Below are 16,629 nucleotides of genomic sequence, written 5' to 3' on the forward strand. Positions count from 1 at the left end.
CGTGAAGCTCGCAGTGGTCGGCGGAGGCTCGACCTACACCCCCGAACTCATCGACGGATTCGCGCGGCTGCGCGACGTGCTGCCGCTGGAGGAACTGGTCCTCATCGACCCGGCCGCCGACCGGCTGGAGCTGGTGGGCGGGCTGGCCCGGCGCATCTTCGCCAAGCAGGGCCACCCGGGCCGCGTCTCCTGGACCGACGACGTCGACACCGGCGTGGACGGCGCGGACGCCGTGCTGCTCCAGCTCCGCGTGGGCGGCCAGGCGGCCCGCAACATGGACGAGACGTGGCCGCTGGAGTGCGGCTGCGTCGGGCAGGAGACCACCGGCGCGGGCGGCCTCGCCAAGGCGCTGCGCACGGTCCCCGTCGTCCTCGACATCGCCGAGCGGGTGCGCCGCCGCAACCCGAACGCGTGGATCATCGACTTCACCAACCCGGTCGGCATCGTCACCCGCGCGCTGCTGACGGCCGGCCACAAGGCCGTCGGCCTGTGCAACGTGGCCATCGGCTTCCAGCGCAAGTTCGCCAAGCTGCTCGACGTCACCCCCGAGGAGGTCGCCCTCGACCACGTGGGCCTCAACCACCTCACGTGGGAGCGGGGCGTACGGGTCGGCGGCGAGGACGTGCTGCCGAAGCTGCTCTCGGAGCACGGCGACGCCATCGCGGCGGACCTCCACATGCCGCGCTCGCTGGTGGACCGCCTCGGCGTCGTCCCCTCGTACTACCTGCGCTACTTCTACCAGCACGACGAGGTCGTACGGGAGCTGAAGACCAAGCCGTCGCGCGCCGCCCAGGTGGCCGAGATGGAGAAGCAGCTCCTTGAGATGTACGGCGACCCGGCGCTGGACGAGAAGCCGGAGCTGCTGAGCAAGCGCGGCGGCGCGTTCTACTCGGAGGCGGCCGTCGCGCTGACCTCCTCGCTGCTGCGCGACACCGGCGACGTACAGGTCGTGAACACCCTCAACAACGGCACCCTGCCGTTCCTCCCGGACGACGCGGTCATCGAGGTCCCCGCCACCGTCGACGCCCGCGGCACGCACCCGCTGCCGGTGCCCGCGCTGGAGCCGCTGTACTCGGGGCTGATCGCGAACGTCACGGGCTACGAGCACCTGGCGCTGGAGGCCGCGCTCAAGGGCGGCGCCGACCGGGTGTTCGAGGCGCTGCTGGCGCACCCGCTCATCGGCCAGATCGAGTACGCCCAGAAGCTGACGGACGACCTCATCGCGCACAACCGGGAGCACCTCACGTGGGCCTGACCGACGCCCAGTCACCCCGGACCCTCCAGCCCGGGGCGACGCTCGCCATCGACGCGGGCAACAGCAAGACCGACGTCGCGCTCATCGCGGCCGACGGCCGGGTGCTCGGCACGGCGCGCGGCGGCGGCTTCCAGCCCCCGACGATCGGCGCCGAGCGCGCCGTCGCGGGCCTGGCGCCGCTCGTCGCGCACGCCACCGGGCAGGCGCGCGCCGGAGAAGCCGGAAGTGGAGACCCGCTGCTCGTGGAGCACGTGTCCGCCTGCCTGGCCAACGCGGACCTGCCGGTGGAGGAGGAACGGCTGGAGGCGGAGATCGTCTCGTACGGCTGGGCCCGTACGGTCACCGTCGCCAACGACACGTTCGCGCTGCTGAGGTCCGGCCTGCCGGACGAGACCGAGCCGACCGGCGTCGCGGTCGTCTGCGGCGCGGGCATCAACTGCGCGGGGCTGGCGCCCGGCGGCCGCAGCGCCCGCTTCCCCGCCATCGGCCGGATATCCGGCGACTGGGGAGGCGGCGGGCACCTCGCCGACGAGGCCCTGTGGTGGGCGGCGCGCGCCGAGGACGGGCGCGGCGAGGACACCGAGCTGGCCCGTGCGCTGCCCGCGCACTACGGCCTCACCACGATGCTGGAGCTGATCGAGGCGATCCACCTCGGTCCGATCACGCAGGCGCGGCGGCACGAGATGACCCCCGTGCTGTTCGCGGTGGCCGCCGCGGGCGACCCGATAGCGCGCGCGATCGTCGCCCGGCAGGCGGACGAGGTGGTCGCGCTGGCCACGGTCGCGCTGACCCGCCTCGACCTGCTCGACGCGTACGCGCCCGTCGTCCTCGGCGGCGGGGTGCTCGCGGCCCGCCACCCGCTGCTGCACGACCGGGTGGTGGAGCTGCTGGCCGAACGGGCGCCGAAGGCCGCGCCGACGGTCGTCACGGCCCCGCCGGTGCTGGGCGCGGCCCTGCTCGGCCTGGACCACGCGGGCGCCCCCGCCGAGGCGTACGCCCGGTTGCGGGGACACTACGCGTAGCGGGTAGGCGGGGCGTAGTACGTCTCAAAGGCCCGCTGGTTGTCCGGGCCCCGTCTCCGTGGGGGAGGCGGGGCCCGGCGCTCGCCGCGAAGGCACTCGCGTCCGGCCCTGTCGCCCGAACGGCCGCCGCCGCCCCATCGTTCGCACGGGAACCGAACAGGCTCGTGGGGCGTGGAAAGAGGCAGGCGGCGGCAGGTGGGGACCGTCGCGGCGGCGGCCCCGAGGACCGTCGCGGGAACAAGATCCAGCCAATACCCGTGTGGTTGTCAGTGGCTGCGGCCATACTGACTGGCCGGGTACTTCGTCGCCCGCCCCGCCGGGCGGAGCGGCATCGGCCACCAGCGACCGAGGGGGAGGTCTTGTGTCAAACCCGCCGACCGGGAGCCCCGCGCCGCCGTCGCCCGGGCCCATGTGGCCGTCCGCGCCGACGGCCGGGCACACGGGGCCCGTTGGGACGGGCGCGCTCGCCCCGGCCGCCGACCCCTCGGGCGGCGCGCCCCGCCGCAAGGCGTGGCACGAGGGGCTGGAGCGGGCCCGGACGGCGGCGACCACCGAGCCGGGCCGGCTGCGCGTCATCGGAGCCGTACTGGCCGTGCTGGTCCTCGCGTTCGGCGCGGTGACGGCCTGGCAGGTCACCGAGCGGGCGACCGCCGCGGACTCCGTGAAGGACCGCAGCCAGCCGCTCAGCGCGAACGCGGCGGACATCTACCGCTCGCTGGCGGACGCCGACGCCACGGCGGCCGGCGGGTTCCTCGCGGGCGGCCAGGAGCCGCGCGAGGTCCGCCTGCGGTACGAGCGCGACATCGGCCTCGCCTCCGACCTGCTGGTGAAGGCGGGCGCGCAGACCTCGGGCTCACGCGACGCACGCGACCAGATAGCCAAGCTGAACCACCAACTCCCCTTCTACACCGGGTATATCGAGTCCGCCCGGGCCAACAACCGCCAGGGGCTGCCGCTCGGCGGCGCCTATCTGCGGTACGCGAGCGAGACGATGCGCGGCGAACTGCTGCCCGCCGCCGCCAAGCTGTACGAGACGGAGACCGCCCGGCTCGGCTCCGACTACGCGGACGCCAAGTCCTGGCCGTGGGCGGCGACCGGCGTGGGCCTGCTGACCCTGGGCGCGCTCGGCTGGGCGCAGCGCCGCGACTACCGCCGTACGAACCGGGTGTTCAACCGGGGGCTGCTGGCGGCCACGGGCGCGTCCGCGGTGGTCCTGCTGTGGCTGTTGGCCGGCCACTCCCTGGCCCGCGCGGGGCTCGACGAGTCCTCCGCCCACGGCGCGCGCTCCCTCCGCGTGCTCAACGAGGCGCGCATCGGCACGCTCCAGGCCCGTGGCGACGAGAACCTGACCCTGGTGGCCCGGGGCGCCGTGCTCACCCCGGACGGCGACGACGCGTACGAGGTCAGCTACAAGGCGGGCATGCGCGAGCTCGTCGGCTCCGGGGCGCGGGGCGCCGCGGCCGAGGGCAGCCTCCTGGACCGCGCCAAGGACCTGGCCGACGACCCGAAGGGCCGCGACCCGGTGGCCCGGGCCCTCGACGACGTACGGGAGTGGCAGCGGCGGCACGCGGACGCCCGCGCCACGGACGACGCCGGGGACTACGAGCACGCGCTGCCCAAGGTGATCGGCGCCAAGGGCAGCACGGGCGAGTCCTTCGACCGGGTCGACGCCGAGCTGGCGGCCGCCGTGCGGCACGAACAGGCCGAGTTCAACCGCGCGGCCGGCGACGGGCGCGGGGCGCTGGAGTGGATGGCCGCCGGCGCCGTCGTCCTGGCCGTGCTCGGCGCGGCCGGCACGGTCCTCGGCATCGGCCGCAGGCTCTCGGAGTACCGGTGACAGGGGGCATGAGGATGCGAGCGGACGAGACGGGGGCGGATCAGGCAGGGGCGGGCGGCGCCGGGGCGGGCCGCAGCGGCCGGGGTCGCAGCGGGCCGGGGCACGACGGGTCAGGTCGCGGCGGGGCTGGTCGCAGCGGGCCGGGTCGCTTCCGTCGTGCGGCCGTGTTCGCCGCGGGCGCGCTCGTGGCGACTGTCGCGGTCACGGCCTCTGTCCTGGGCGGCTCCCCCGGGGGCGACGCGAACGGGCACGCCGGCGGGCACGCCAACGGCCAGCGGTCCCAGGCGCGTACGGCGCAGGCCCCCGCGGCCCGGGCCGCCGCCGAGGCCCCGGAGTGCGAGCATCCCGAGGCGAGCCTGAGCCCGTCCGGCGACACGGGCCCGGCCGTACAGCGGATCAAGGACCGGGGCCGGCTGATCGCCGGGGTGGACCAGAACAGTTACCGCTGGGGGTACCGCGACCCGGCGACCGGCCGCCTCAGCGGCTTCGACATCGAGCTGGTACGGGCCATCGCCAAGGACATCCTCGGCGACCCGGAGAAGGTCACCTGGCTCGCCATCCCCACCAACAAGCGGATAGACGTGGTGCGCGACAAGAAGGTGGACCTCGTCGCCCGCACGATGACGATCAACTGCGAGCGCGTCAAGCAGGTCGCCTTCTCCACCGCCTACTTCGAGGCCGGCCAGCAGGTGCTGGTGCCCGACGGCTCGCCGATCACCGCCTTCGACGACTCCCTGCGGGGGAAGAAGGTGTGCACGGCCAAGGGTTCCACCGGCGAGTCGGAGCTGCGGAACGAGGCGCACGGCGCCGAGGTCCGCACCGTACCGAACCAGCTCGACTGCCTGGTCCGGCTCCAACTGGGCCAGGTGGACGCGGTGATCACCGACAACGCGCTGGCCGCGGGTCAGGCGGCGCAGGACCCGTCGGTGAAACTGGTCGGCAAGCCGTTCACCACCGAGCCGTACGGGGTGGCGATGAACCTCGCGGACAAGGACCTGGTCCGCCGGGTCAACAAGGTGCTGGCGGACTATCAGCGCGGGGGCGAGAACAGCCAGTGGATGCTGGCCTACCAGAAGTGGCTCGCGGAGGACCTCACCGGAATCAAGAACCCGGCGCCGCCCAAGCCCCGCTACAAGGACTGAACTCGGCGGCCGTGAGAACGGTCTCCACAGGTACGAGGACTGGACACGGCACGGATCGGGCACAGCAGGAACGGACACGGAAGCAACACCTGACACAGCAGCCCCGACGGAGTTCGACCAGCGACGCGCGGCCACGCCGCGGACAGGAGAGGTGATCGATGGCGGTCTCGGGACCTACCGGGCCGGCCCTGAGCCGTGAGGAGGCGGACCGCGCGCTGGCCAGGCTCGGCGCCGAACACGAGGCCGTCGAAACCTCACTGCTCGCGCTCCAGGACCACGCCGGCCGCAGACTGCTCGAAGGCGCGGAGCTGACCGGCGCGACCAGAAGCCGGTGGGAGGCCACCGAGCCGCTCATCACCCTCCTGTGGACGTACTTCGACGCGTACACCGCGGCCCTGAACCAGGCCCGCGAGCTGCGCGCCCGCCGCCGCTGGCCCACCCAGGGCGAGCTGGCCGACCTCACCGAGCTGTTGCGCGGCCCCTGCGTCACGCTGCCGGACACCGGCGCGCCGACGGGCCCGGCGGTGCTCAGCGAGCGGCTGAGCCTCCAGGAGCTCGTCGCCCGGATGAACGGCTGGTACGCCCGCGCCCTCGACGTCGTCGTCACCGCCGACGCCGTGTGGTCCGCGCTGCCCGCCCGGATAGACCTGCTCTCCGCCGAGCTGGCGCGCACCCGCTCGCTGGCCCACTCCGTGGGCGTACGGCCCGGCGAGCATCCGGCCGGCGACGACCTGGAGCGGATCACCCGCGAACTGACCGCGCTCCGCGCCGAGGTGATCTCCGATCCGCTCTCGTTCTGGTCCGGCGCGTCCCCCAGCTCCGCGCCCGGCGGGGGCCGTCCCGACACCGAGCGCTACGACCGGGCGGCCCGCGCCCTGGAGGACGTACGGCGCGAGATCGAGGCGGTGCTGGCCGTGCGGCAGGACGCCGAGCAGCGGCTGATGCGCCTGCGCGACGTGCTCTCCCGCGCCGACCGCACCCTGACCGAGGCGCGGCAGGCGCGCGGCGAGGTCCTCGCGAAGATCGCCGCGTCCGTGGTGCCCGCGGTGACCGGCCCGCCCACGGCCCTGCACGAACAGCTCGCGGCGGCGGCCGACTACCGCAGGCACGCCCAGTGGCACCGGCTCTCCCCCCTGCTGGACTCGCTGGAGCGGCGGGCGGAGGACGAGTTGCTGCGCGCCCGCGAGTCGCTGACGGCCGTCACGGCGCCGCTGGCCGTACGGGCCGAGCTGCGCGGCCGCCTCGACGCGTACAAGGCGAAGGCCGCGCGGCACGGGATGGCGGAGGACCCGCTGCTCGTGGAGCGCTATGACGCGGCCCGCCGGATGCTCTGGAGCGCGCCGTGTGATCTGCTGGCGGCGGAACAGGCCGTGCTCCGCTACCAGCGGGCCACGGCGGAGGTGCTGGTGCCGCAGCAGCCGGACCACGCCGACCACAGGGCCGACCATAGGACCGACCACAGGACCGATCGCAGGGCAGACCACAGGGGGGAGCCGTCGTGAAGGGACGCGGCGCGCGGCTGAGCGCGGCGGCGGGCGAGCGGGGCGGAGGGCGGATATGAGCGCCTGTCAGCGGCCGGAGTGCGAGGGCTCGTACGAGGACGTGGGCGGCGGCGAGCTGTACTGCAACACCTGCGGGCTCGCGCCCGTCGTCTCACCCGCCGGCCTCGTGGGCTCCCCGGCCACCGGCATCACGGCGGGCGGCAGGCCGGGCGGGCCGGGCGGCGCGCCCAGGTCCGGGGGGCCCGGCGGCGCGCGCGGCTCCGGCGGCGGCCCGGCGGCGCGGAGCGGATCGGGCCAGGGCTCCGGGGCCTCGGGTTCCGCCGGGTCTGCTGGGTCGCCTGGGTCTGCCGGTTCCGCCGGATCTGCTGGGTCGGCTGGGTCTGCCGGCTCTTCCAGGTCTTCCGGCTCTGCCGGCTCTTCTAGGTCCTCGACTTCCCGCCGCTCGGTCTCCGGGCGGCTCTCGCGCTCCCTGCCGGGGGCGGCGACGGCCCGCTCGGTCTCGGTGCGCAGTTCGCAGTCGGCCGCCTCCGCGTCCGGCCGCAACAAGCTGGGCGCGGGCCTGGTGACCATGCCCGCCGTGCCGCGTCCCGACCCGCGGTCGGCGGTGCTGGAGCGGCCGGAGGTGCCGGAGCGGAAGCGATTCTGCAGCAAGGGCGACTGCGGGGCGCCGGTGGGCCGTTCGCGGGGCGAGCGGCCGGGCCGTACGGAGGGGTTCTGCACCAAGTGCGGGCATCCGTACTCCTTCGTACCGAAGCTGCGGCCGGGCGACATCGTGCACGGCCAGTACGAGGTGGCGGGGTGCCTGGCCCACGGCGGCCTCGGCTGGATCTACCTGGCCATAGACCGCGCCGTCTCCGACCGATGGGTGGTGCTCAAGGGCCTGCTCGACACCGGGGACGAGGACGCGCTGGCCGTGGCCCTCTCCGAGCGGCGCTTCCTCGCGGAGATCGAGCACTCCAACATCGTCCGCATCTACAACTTCGTGGAACACCTCGACCAGCGCACCGGCTCCCTCGACGGCTACATCGTGATGGAGTACGTGGGCGGCAAGTCGCTCAAGGAGATCGCCAACGAGCGGCGCGCGGCGGACGGCCGGCGCGACCCGCTGCCGGTCGGGCAGGCGTGCGCGTACGGCATCGAGGCGCTGGAGGCGCTGGGCCACCTGCACAGCCGCAACCTCCTGTACTGCGACTTCAAGGTCGACAACGCCATTCAGCAGGAGGACCAGCTCAAACTCATCGACATGGGCGCGGTCCGGCGGATGGACGACCAGGACAGCGCGATCTACGGCACGGTCGGCTACCAGGCCCCGGAGGTCGCGGAGACCGGCCCGTCCGTCGCCTCCGACCTGTACACGGTCGCGCGCACGCTGGCCGTCCTCACCTTCGACTTCCAGGGCTACACCAGCGTCTACCTGGACGTCCTGCCCGACCCGGAGCACATCGAGGTGTTCTCCCGGTACGAGTCCTTCTACCGGCTGCTGGTACGGGCCACCGACCCCGATCCGGGGCGGCGGTTCGCCTCGGCCGAGGAGATGGCGGACCAGCTCACGGGGGTGCTGCGCGAGGTCGTGGCCCTCCAGACGGGGCAGCCGCGGCCCGCGCTGTCCTCGCTGTTCGGGCCGGAGCTGCGGGTCGTGGACACGCGGCTGTTCGCCGACCAGGGCGGCGACGTCTCCGTGCTGGGCTCCCGGCCGGGCGTCCGCGCGGGGCGCCGGGCGGTGGCGGTGGCCGCGCCGCCGCTGGTGCCGCCCCAGTTGCCGCCGGCCGGCGCCCACCCGGGCGCCCCGGCCGCCTCGCACGCGACGTCGGTGACGATCCCGGAGGCGACGAGCCAGGCGGCTACGGGTACGGCGGCTACGAGCCCATCGGCCACGGGGGCGCCGACTCCGGGGGCGCCGGCCGTCACGCGGATCGACACGCGGGCCACGGCGCTCGCCCTGCCCGTACCGCATGTCGCGCCGGGCGACCCGAACGCGGGGTTCCTCGCGGGGCTGCTCGCCTCGCAGCCCGCCGAGGTGCACGCGGCGCTCCAGGGCGCCCCCGGCGACTCCCCGGAGCTGCGGCTGCGGCGCGTACGGGCCCAGCTCGAACTCGGCGAGACGCGCGCCGCGTCCGAGGCGCTCGCCGAGCTGGAGGCGGCCCACCCGGACGACTGGCGGATCATCTGGTACCGCGGGCTGCACGCGCTGGCCGTCGGCGACCACGGAACGGCGGCGCTCGCCTTCGACGCCGTCTACGACGCGTTCCCGGGCGAGCCCGCGCCGAAGCTGGCGCTCGGGGTCTGCGCGGAGGTGCTGGGCCAGCTCGACAACGCCGCCGAGTACTACCACCTGGTGTGGGCGACCGACCCGAGCTACGTCAGCGCCGCGTTCGGCCTGGCCCGGGTACGGCTCGCCGCCGGGGACCGTACGGGCGCGGTGCGCGCGCTGGAGTCCGTACCGGAGTCGTCGATCCACTACACGGCGGCGCGCGTCGCGGCCGTACGGGCCCGGCTGCGGCAGCGCGCGGCGCGGGACCCGCTGCTGGCGGATCTGACGGCCGCGGCGGGGCAGGTCGAGAGGTTGCGGGAGTTCGGGCTGGACGCGGTCCGCAGGGAACAGCTCTCCACCGAGGTGCTGGGCAGCGCGCTCGACTGGGTGCTGTCCGGCCGGCCGGGCGCGCGGGCCACCGACCGCGGCGCGCCGACGCTGCTCGGCTGCGGTCTGGACGAGCGCGGGCTACGGTTCGGGCTGGAACGCTCGTACCGAGTGCTCGCGCGCCTCGCCCAGCGCGGCGAGGAGAGGATCGAACTGGTGGAACGGGCCAACCGCTTCCGCCCAAGGACATGGGTGTGATCGATGTCGCAGATGCCGCAACTCCCGCAACTGGCGGTGTGCCCAGCGTGCGCGGAACCGTTGGAGGCGGGTGACAATTTCTGCGGCGGGTGCGGAGCCGCCCTCTCAGCCGGCCCCACCCGCGCCCACCAGGGCCCGACGCGATACGGGCAGGGCTCGTACGGACCGGCGTCGGACGACGGCCAGAATTCGAGCGGCCGGGAACGACGCGGGCAGGAGCCGGGCGGCCGGGGACCAGGCGGGCAGGAGCCGGGCGGGCGGGCGCCGTACGGACAGGAGCCAAGCGGGCGGGCGCCGTACGGACAGGAGCCGTCCGGGCCGAAGCCGTATGGACCGGGGTCCAACGGGCAGGGCCCGTACGGACAGGAGCCGTACGGACAGGGGTGGAACGAGCAAGGCTCTGCGCAGTACGGGCAGGGCCCCGAGAGGCAGGCCCCGGGCGGACAGGTCTCGAACGGGCAAGCCCCGGACGGGCGGGCCCCGTACCAGGAGGCGGCGCCCGGCGCATCGGCTCCCTTCCCGCCCGTTGCGGCCGGGCCGGCCCCGGAGGACTATCCGCTGGCGGCGCCCGCGGCGGGCGCGCCCGCAGAAGGCGGCACGCCCGCCGGGCGCGGGGCCGGCAGCGGCCCCGCCGAGACGACCACCGGCAGCGGCACCGACACCGGCACCAGCCGCGGCAGCGGCCTCGGCACCGGCCGGCCGCAAGGACAGACAGCCGCGGCCGGCCCGGCCGACGGCGTGAGCGACCCGAGGGAAGACGTCATGGTCGGCGGCCCGCGTGGGCGACAGTGCGGCGCGTGCCGCGTCGGCGTCATCGACAAGGACGGCTACTGCGAGCGCTGCGGCCGCCCCCAGCCGCGCGAGCGGGACCACATGGAGGAGGAGCTGGCCGACGTGGCCGCGGTCAGCGACCGCGGCCTCCGGCACCACCGCAACGAGGACGCGTTCGCGCTGTCCGCCGCGGCGCTCGCGGACGGCGCCCCGGCCGTCGTGGCGGTCGTCTGCGACGGCGTGTCCTCGGCGACCCGGCCGGACGAGGCCTCGGAGGCGGCGGCGGTCGCGGCGCGCGCCTCGCTGACGGCCTCGCTGCCGCGCGGCACGCATCCGCGGCAGGCCATGCACGACGCGCTGCTCGCCGCCGCCGAGTCGGTGGGGGCCCTGGCCGAGCCGGTGAACCAGCCGCGCGAGCACGACGACCACCGCCACCACCAGAACGCGCCCGCCTGCACGATCGTGAGCGCGGTGGTGGCGGCCGGTGGCCTGACCGTCGGCTGGATCGGCGACAGCCGCGCGTACTGGGTGCCCGACGACCGCGCCACCCGCGCGGCGCGGCTCACCGAGGACGACTCCTGGGCCGCGCAGATGGTGGCCAACGGGCTGATGTCGCAGGCCGAGGCGTACGCGGACGACCGGGCGCACGCCATCACGGGCTGGCTGGGCGCGGACGCGTACGAACTGGAGCCGCACACCGCTTCCTTCTCCCCGGACCGGCCGGGTGTAGTGGTGGTGTGCACCGACGGGCTGTGGAACTACGCGGAGTCCGCCGAGCAGATGGCGGCCGCGGTGCCGGCGGACGCCCGTACCCGGCCGCTGCGCGGCGCGCGGTCCTTGGTGGACCACGCCTTGGACGGCGGGGGCCACGACAACGTAACAGTGGCGATCCTGCCGTTCCCCGGGCCGTCGCAGGGGGCAGGATCGGCCTGAGCCCTGAAGCCGGGGCCGACGGGGGGAAGCGCGCCGGCGTCCGGGGACGCGGCGCGTCCGTCCGCTCGTCTACTTCCGTGTTGACGCAGGTGGAGAGCCGAGGAGCGGATCAGATGGCCACCTTCTCCAAATCGAACGTGCCGCAGTTCTCGGTCGAGGTCTACCAGAACGAGTACCTCCCCGAGGGCGGCCGCGAGGTGAACGCGATCGTCACGGTCACCGCCACGGGCGGCGGCACCACCGGCGGCACCATCGGCGGCGCGACAGCGGGCGGAATGGTTTCTTCCGCGTCGATCGGCACGGGGGCCGGGGCAGGCGGCGGGACGGAGTGGGGGGACCCCACGGCGGCGGGGAGGGCCGACCGGGGCCCGGACGCCGCCGTCGTGATCATGGTCGACTGCTCCGGTTCGATGGACTACCCGCCGACCAAGATGCGGGGCGCGCGCGACGCGACGGCCGCCGCGGTGGGGACGGTCCGCGACGGCGTCGCCTTCGCCGTCGTCGCCGGTACGCACCAGGCGAAGGAGGTCTATCCGGGCGGCGGCCGGCTCGCGGTGGCGAGCGAGGCCACCCGGGCGCAGGCCAAGGACGCGCTGCGCAAGCTCAGCGCGGGCGGCGGCACCGCGATCGGCACCTGGCTGCGGCTGGCGGACCGGCTGCTGGGCTCCGCCGATGTCGCGATCCGGCACGGCATCCTGCTCACCGACGGCCGCAACGAGCACGAGTCACCGGAGGACCTGCGCAACTCCCTGGAGGCGTGCGCCGGCCGCTTCACCTGCGACGCGCGCGGCGTCGGCACGGACTGGGAGGTCAAGGAGGTCACGGCGATAGCCTCGGCGCTGCTCGGCTCCGCCGACATCGTCGCCGACCCCGCCGGACTGACCGCGGACTTCACGCGGATGATGGAGTCGGCGATGGGCAAGGAGGTCGGGGACGTCACGCTGCGGCTGTGGACGCCGCAGGGCGCCGAGGTCGTCTTCGTCAAGCAAGTCGCGCCGACCGTCGAGGAGCTGACGGGCCGTCGCATGGAGTCGGGGCCTCGCTCGGGCGACTATCCGACGGGTTCCTGGGGCGACGAGTCCCGCGACTACCACGTCTGCGTGCGGGTGCCGGACGCCGGCGTGGGCCGGGAGATGCTGGCCGCGCGCGTCTCGCTGGTGCTGCCCGAGGCCGCCGGCGGCGGCGCGCCGCGACCGCTCTCGCAGGGGCTGGTACGCGCCGTGTGGACGGACGACCTGGCGGCGTCGACCTCGATCAATCCGCAGGTCGCGCACTACACGGGCCAGGCCGAACTGGCCCGCGTCATCCAGCAGGGGCTGCACCTGCGCAAGGCGGGCGACATCGACGGGGCGACGGCGAAACTGGGCCGCGCCGTACAGTTGGCGGGCGTTTCCGGGAACGAGGGGACGGCGAAATTGCTCGCGAAGGTGGTGGACGTCGTCGACGCGGCGACGGGTACTGTGCGACTGAAGGCGAAGGTCACGGAGGAGGCGGAGATGACGCTGGAGACCCGCTCCACCAAAACCGTTCGCGTCAAGAAGTAGCTCGCGTGAAGAAGTAACTTCGCGTCAGAGCGTCAAGAAGCAGCGCTGCGACGGTCGTCGACGGACTCCCCGGCGAAACCGCCAGCACAGAACGGCAATAAACGGCACAAGAGGGGGAATCAACCGACATGCCGACCTGCCCGAACGGTCACCAGTCGGCGGCCGAGGACTGGTGCGAGGTGTGCGGCCACCGGATGTCGGGGACACCGATGCCCGAGGGCGCCGCCCCGCCGCCTCCGCCACCGCCCCTGCCCGGCACCCCGGCCGGACCGCCCCCGCCCGGCGCCCAGCCGCCGCTCCCCGGCACGCCGCCGCCCGGCGCGCCGGGCTCCTTCGGCACGCCCGGCTCACCCGGCTCGCCTGGCACCCACGGCCCGCCTGGCGCCCCCGGCTCATCCGTCCCTTCCAGCGCACCCAGCGCTCCCGGTACTCCCGGCGCTCCCGGCGCTCCCGGCGCTCCCGGCGCTCCCGGCGCTCCCGGCGCTCCCGGCGCTCCCGGCGCTCCCGGCGGTGGGTACGGCTATCCGGGGCAGCCGGCCGCGGCCGGGCCGGACGCCGCCGGCGAGGGCGAGCTGTGTCCGCGCTGCGGTACGCCGCGCGAGCCGCAGGCGCCGTTCTGCGAGGAGTGCCGCTACAACTTCCTGACGCACACGCCGTCCGCGCACACGCCCGCCTCGTACGCGCCGCCGCCGACGCCCGGCTTCCAGTCGGCCCCGCCGCCGGCGCCGCCGACGCCGTACCAGACGCGGCCGCCGCAGAGTTACGAGTACCACGGCTCGCGCCCCTCCCAGATCAACCGCTCGGCCGAACCGCTGCACCCGGAGCCCGAGCCGGAGCGGCAGAGCCCGCGGCCCGCCGCGTCGTACGGCGGGGACGACTGGGTGCTGCCCCCGCCGATCGCCTCCGCGCCGGAGGCCCCGGAGCCCTCCCCCGGCGACGGCTTCCCGAGCTCCCCGAGTTCCCCGAGCTTACCGAACGCGAACGCGCAAGGCGCCCCTGCCGCGGCGAGCCCGCCCCCGCCGTACGAGGCTCCGCCCGAGGCGCCGTACGAGCCGCGGCCGTTCCCCGGACAGCCGACCGGCCGGCCGGCGACCGGCCGCCCCTTCGACCCGGACTTCGCACCGGAGAACGACGACTACCGCGGCGGCCCGGCTCCGGTCGCCCCGCGAGGACCCGCCCCATACGGGCCGGACGCTTACAGGCCGGACGCTCATAGGCCCGACGCCTACGGTCCCGGGCAGCCGGGAACGGCTCAGCCGGAGGCCGCCCCGTACGGCACCGCTCAGCCCGCCCCCGCCCCGTACGGCACCGCTCAGCCCGGCTCCGATCCGTACGGCCACGGCGGGAACGAGCCGTCGGCCCCGCCCGGCGGCACCGAGAACTGGGTCGCGGTCATAGCGCCGGACCGCGAGTACTTCATGGCGATGATGAACCGCAGCGGCCCCGAGGCCAGCGGCCTCAACCTGCCCGCGTACTCCCCCGAGCAGCGCCTTCCGCTCTCCGGCCACCAGGTCACCATCGGCCGTCGCCGCCACAGCACCGGCGAGTCCCCCGACATCGATCTGGCCCGCCCGCCTGAAGACCCGGGCGTCTCCCACCAGCACGCCATGCTCGTGCACCAGTCGGACGGCAGTTGGGCGGTGGTCGACCAGGGCTCCACGAACGGCACCACCCTCAACGGCGCCGAGGACCCGATCAAGCCGTACGTGCCGGTCTCGCTGCGGGAGGGCGACCGGGTCCACGTGGGCGCGTGGACGACGATCACGATGCGCAGGGGCTGAGCGCGGAGGGGCCGAGGTCCGGGCTCAACCGGTCGGGTCCAACGGCCAGTTGTAGGGGCCGTCCGGGTCGTCGAGCCAGGCCCACTGCCGCGCGCCGCGCACGGACACCCCGAAGCGCTCGCGCCCCGGTTCGCCGGCGTCCCGCCATACGTCGAGGGCGTCGACGGGGTCGAGGCGCCCCGCCGTCAGGGCGAGCAGGAACCGGAAGTCGTCGTTGCGCGGCAGCCGGCGCGGCAGGCCGTCACCGCGGGCCGGCGGGGCCGATCCGCCGCCGCGCAGCGGCACGAAGTAGGCCGGGGTGGCCAGGAAGGACCCGGCGGCGTGCTCGGCGTCGAGGACGCGCAGCGCGATCAGCCCGGTGGCGAGCGGCGCGAGCACGAGGGCGTCGGGGCGGCACTGGGCGAGCCACGCGGGCGGTACGTTCGGCAGGGCGCAGGTGGCCATGATCCGGTCGAAGGGGGCGCGCGAGGGGCAGCCGCGCGCGCCGTCCCCGGTGACGACGGCCGGGTGGTAGCCCGCGGCCGCGAGGTGGTTCCGGGCGGTGTCGGTGATCTCCGGATCGAGGTCGACGGTCGTGACGTTCTCGTCCCCGAGCCGGTGGGCGAGGAGGGCGGCATTGTAGCCGGTGCCCGCCCCGATCTCCAGGATGGTGTGCCCGTCGCGTACGCCCAGGTACTCCAGCATCCGGGCCATCAGCGAGGGCTGGCTGCTGGAGGAGACCAGTTCGCCGTCGCGCAGCCGGGTGGCGAGCGGCGCGTCCGCGTACGCCTCGGTGAGCCAGCGCTCGCGCCGCAGGGGGTCGGGGTCCTCGCCCCACAGCCGTTCGTACCCGCCGACGACGCCCAGGTAGAAGTAGGGCACGAACAGGTGGCGCGGCACCTCCTCGAACGCGGCCCGCCACCTGGGGTCGGCCAGCGCGCCGCCCGCCAGCAGCTCGCGCACGAGGCCGGCGCGCAGGTCCCTACTCGGGTCCGTACCGCCCATGCCTCCACTGTGCGACGCGGCGCGCGCTCACGCGACCACGGGGACGCCAAGAGGTCCGCCCGCGCGCGTACCGCCGCCCGATTCGCACGAGAGTCCTAGATCCCCGGTCCTCGGCCGACGCGTCTGAGACCATGAAGGGGTGAACAAGATTCCGCGCGGCACGCTTCAGGAGCAGACCTTCTACGAGCAGGTCGGCGGCGAGGAGACCTTCCGGCGCCTGGTGCACTACTTCTACCAGGGGGTCGCCGAGGACCCGCTGCTCCGGCCGATGTACCCGGAGGAGGATCTCGGACCGGCCGAGGAGCGCTTCGCGCTCTTCCTCATGCAGTACTGGGGCGGCCCCCGCACGTACAGCGACAACCGCGGCCACCCCCGGCTGCGCATGCGCCACGCGCCCTTCACCGTCGACCGCGCCGCGCACGACGCCTGGCTGGGCCACATGCGCACGGCCCTCGACCGCCTCGGCCTCGCCGAAGAGCACGAGACCCAGCTCTGGAACTACCTCACCTACGCCGCCGCCACCATGATCAACTCCGAAGGCTGACCCCGGCCCGCGAGAGCCAGTCACGGACGCGACCCGCCGGAACGGTCGCCTCCGGGAGCCGATCGCCATGCGCCCGCCTCGGCGGCGTTCCCCATACGGACAGCCTCTGGTGGCCGCTCACCGTATGGGCCTCCAGCCACGGCCGCCGTACGGCCCCAGGAAGACGCTCGCCGTACGAACGCCCCGAGGGCGCTCACCATACGGACAGCCTCTGGTGGCCGCTCACCGTACGGGCCACCCTCCGGGGCCCCGGCTCGCCGTACGGGCTGAGGCCGGCCGACCCAGGAACCGGTGAGGTCCGCGAGCCCGCGCGCCTGCCGTCCGATATGCCATACGGGCCGGGGGCGGGTAACCGCTGCGGCCCGGAAGCCTAGGCGCAAGCGCACCGCTGTCCCTGGCCCACCTGAGCCCTCCGCCCTCCACCCTCCGCCCATAGGGGCGCTTACCAGGCAGGGAGCGACGGCGGCGCCCTTGGGTC

11 protein-coding genes are annotated in these 16,629 nt (G+C 74.9%); 10 read left to right on the top strand and 1 reads right to left on the bottom strand.

Annotation, left to right across the window (positions count from 1 at the left end):
* Position 1 precedes the first annotated feature (1 nt).
* The 9 genes from IF55_RS07355 to IF55_RS41425 all read left to right on the top strand — a co-directional run bounded on the left by IF55_RS07355 (position 2) and on the right by IF55_RS41425 (position 14,623).
* Positions 2–1,255: a 6-phospho-beta-glucosidase gene (locus tag IF55_RS07355; protein ID WP_030875708.1), complete on the top strand. Its 1,254-nt coding sequence runs from the start codon at positions 2–4 to the stop codon at positions 1,253–1,255.
* On the top strand, positions 1,246–2,277 hold the full coding sequence (locus tag IF55_RS07360) for an N-acetylglucosamine kinase (protein WP_030875705.1): 1,032 nt from the start codon (positions 1,246–1,248) through the stop codon (positions 2,275–2,277). Before IF55_RS07355 ends, IF55_RS07360 begins: the two co-directional genes overlap by 10 nt.
* A gap of 409 nt (positions 2,278–2,686) precedes the next feature.
* Positions 2,687–4,114, top strand: a complete 1,428-nt coding sequence (locus IF55_RS07365) for a hypothetical protein (RefSeq protein ID WP_398242670.1) — start codon at positions 2,687–2,689, stop codon at positions 4,112–4,114.
* Positions 4,115–4,128: 14 nt separating this feature from the next.
* Entirely contained in the window at positions 4,129–5,256 is a 1,128-nt protein-coding gene (locus IF55_RS07370; RefSeq protein WP_078643788.1) for a glutamate ABC transporter substrate-binding protein, read from the top strand.
* A 158-nt stretch (positions 5,257–5,414) separates the two neighbouring features.
* Positions 5,415–6,758: a coiled-coil domain-containing protein gene (locus IF55_RS07375; protein ID WP_030875696.1), complete on the top strand. Its 1,344-nt coding sequence runs from the start codon at positions 5,415–5,417 to the stop codon at positions 6,756–6,758.
* Between the two features lie 55 nt (positions 6,759–6,813).
* On the top strand, positions 6,814–9,594 hold the full coding sequence (locus tag IF55_RS07380) for a serine/threonine-protein kinase (RefSeq protein WP_037962566.1): 2,781 nt from the start codon (positions 6,814–6,816) through the stop codon (positions 9,592–9,594).
* 3 nt (positions 9,595–9,597) lie between these two features.
* A complete protein-coding gene (locus IF55_RS07385; protein WP_398242667.1) occupies positions 9,598–11,298 on the top strand; it encodes a protein phosphatase 2C domain-containing protein in 1,701 nt (566 codons plus the stop codon).
* A 113-nt stretch (positions 11,299–11,411) separates the two neighbouring features.
* Positions 11,412–12,842, top strand: a complete 1,431-nt coding sequence (locus IF55_RS07390; protein ID WP_030875689.1) for a vWA domain-containing protein — start codon at positions 11,412–11,414, stop codon at positions 12,840–12,842.
* Positions 12,843–12,970: 128 nt separating this feature from the next.
* Positions 12,971–14,623 (top strand): FHA domain-containing protein, encoded by a 1,653-nt coding sequence (locus IF55_RS41425; RefSeq protein ID WP_030875686.1) that lies wholly within the window; start codon positions 12,971–12,973, stop codon positions 14,621–14,623.
* A gap of 24 nt (positions 14,624–14,647) precedes the next feature.
* Here the strand turns inward: IF55_RS41425 and IF55_RS07400 are convergent, their stop codons facing one another.
* A complete protein-coding gene (locus IF55_RS07400; protein ID WP_030875683.1) occupies positions 14,648–15,607 on the bottom strand; it encodes a methyltransferase domain-containing protein in 960 nt (319 codons plus the stop codon).
* Positions 15,608–15,746: 139 nt separating this feature from the next.
* Here IF55_RS07400 and IF55_RS07405 point away from each other — a divergent pair, with 139 nt between their 5' ends.
* Positions 15,747–16,151, top strand: coding sequence for a globin (locus tag IF55_RS07405; RefSeq protein ID WP_030875681.1), 405 nt, complete (start codon positions 15,747–15,749; stop codon positions 16,149–16,151).
* The last annotated feature ends 478 nt before the right edge of the window (positions 16,152–16,629 follow it).

This window comes from Streptomyces varsoviensis, from assembly GCF_000718635.1.
In the GTDB taxonomy this organism is placed as follows: Bacteria; Actinomycetota; Actinomycetes; order Streptomycetales; family Streptomycetaceae; genus Streptomyces; species Streptomyces varsoviensis.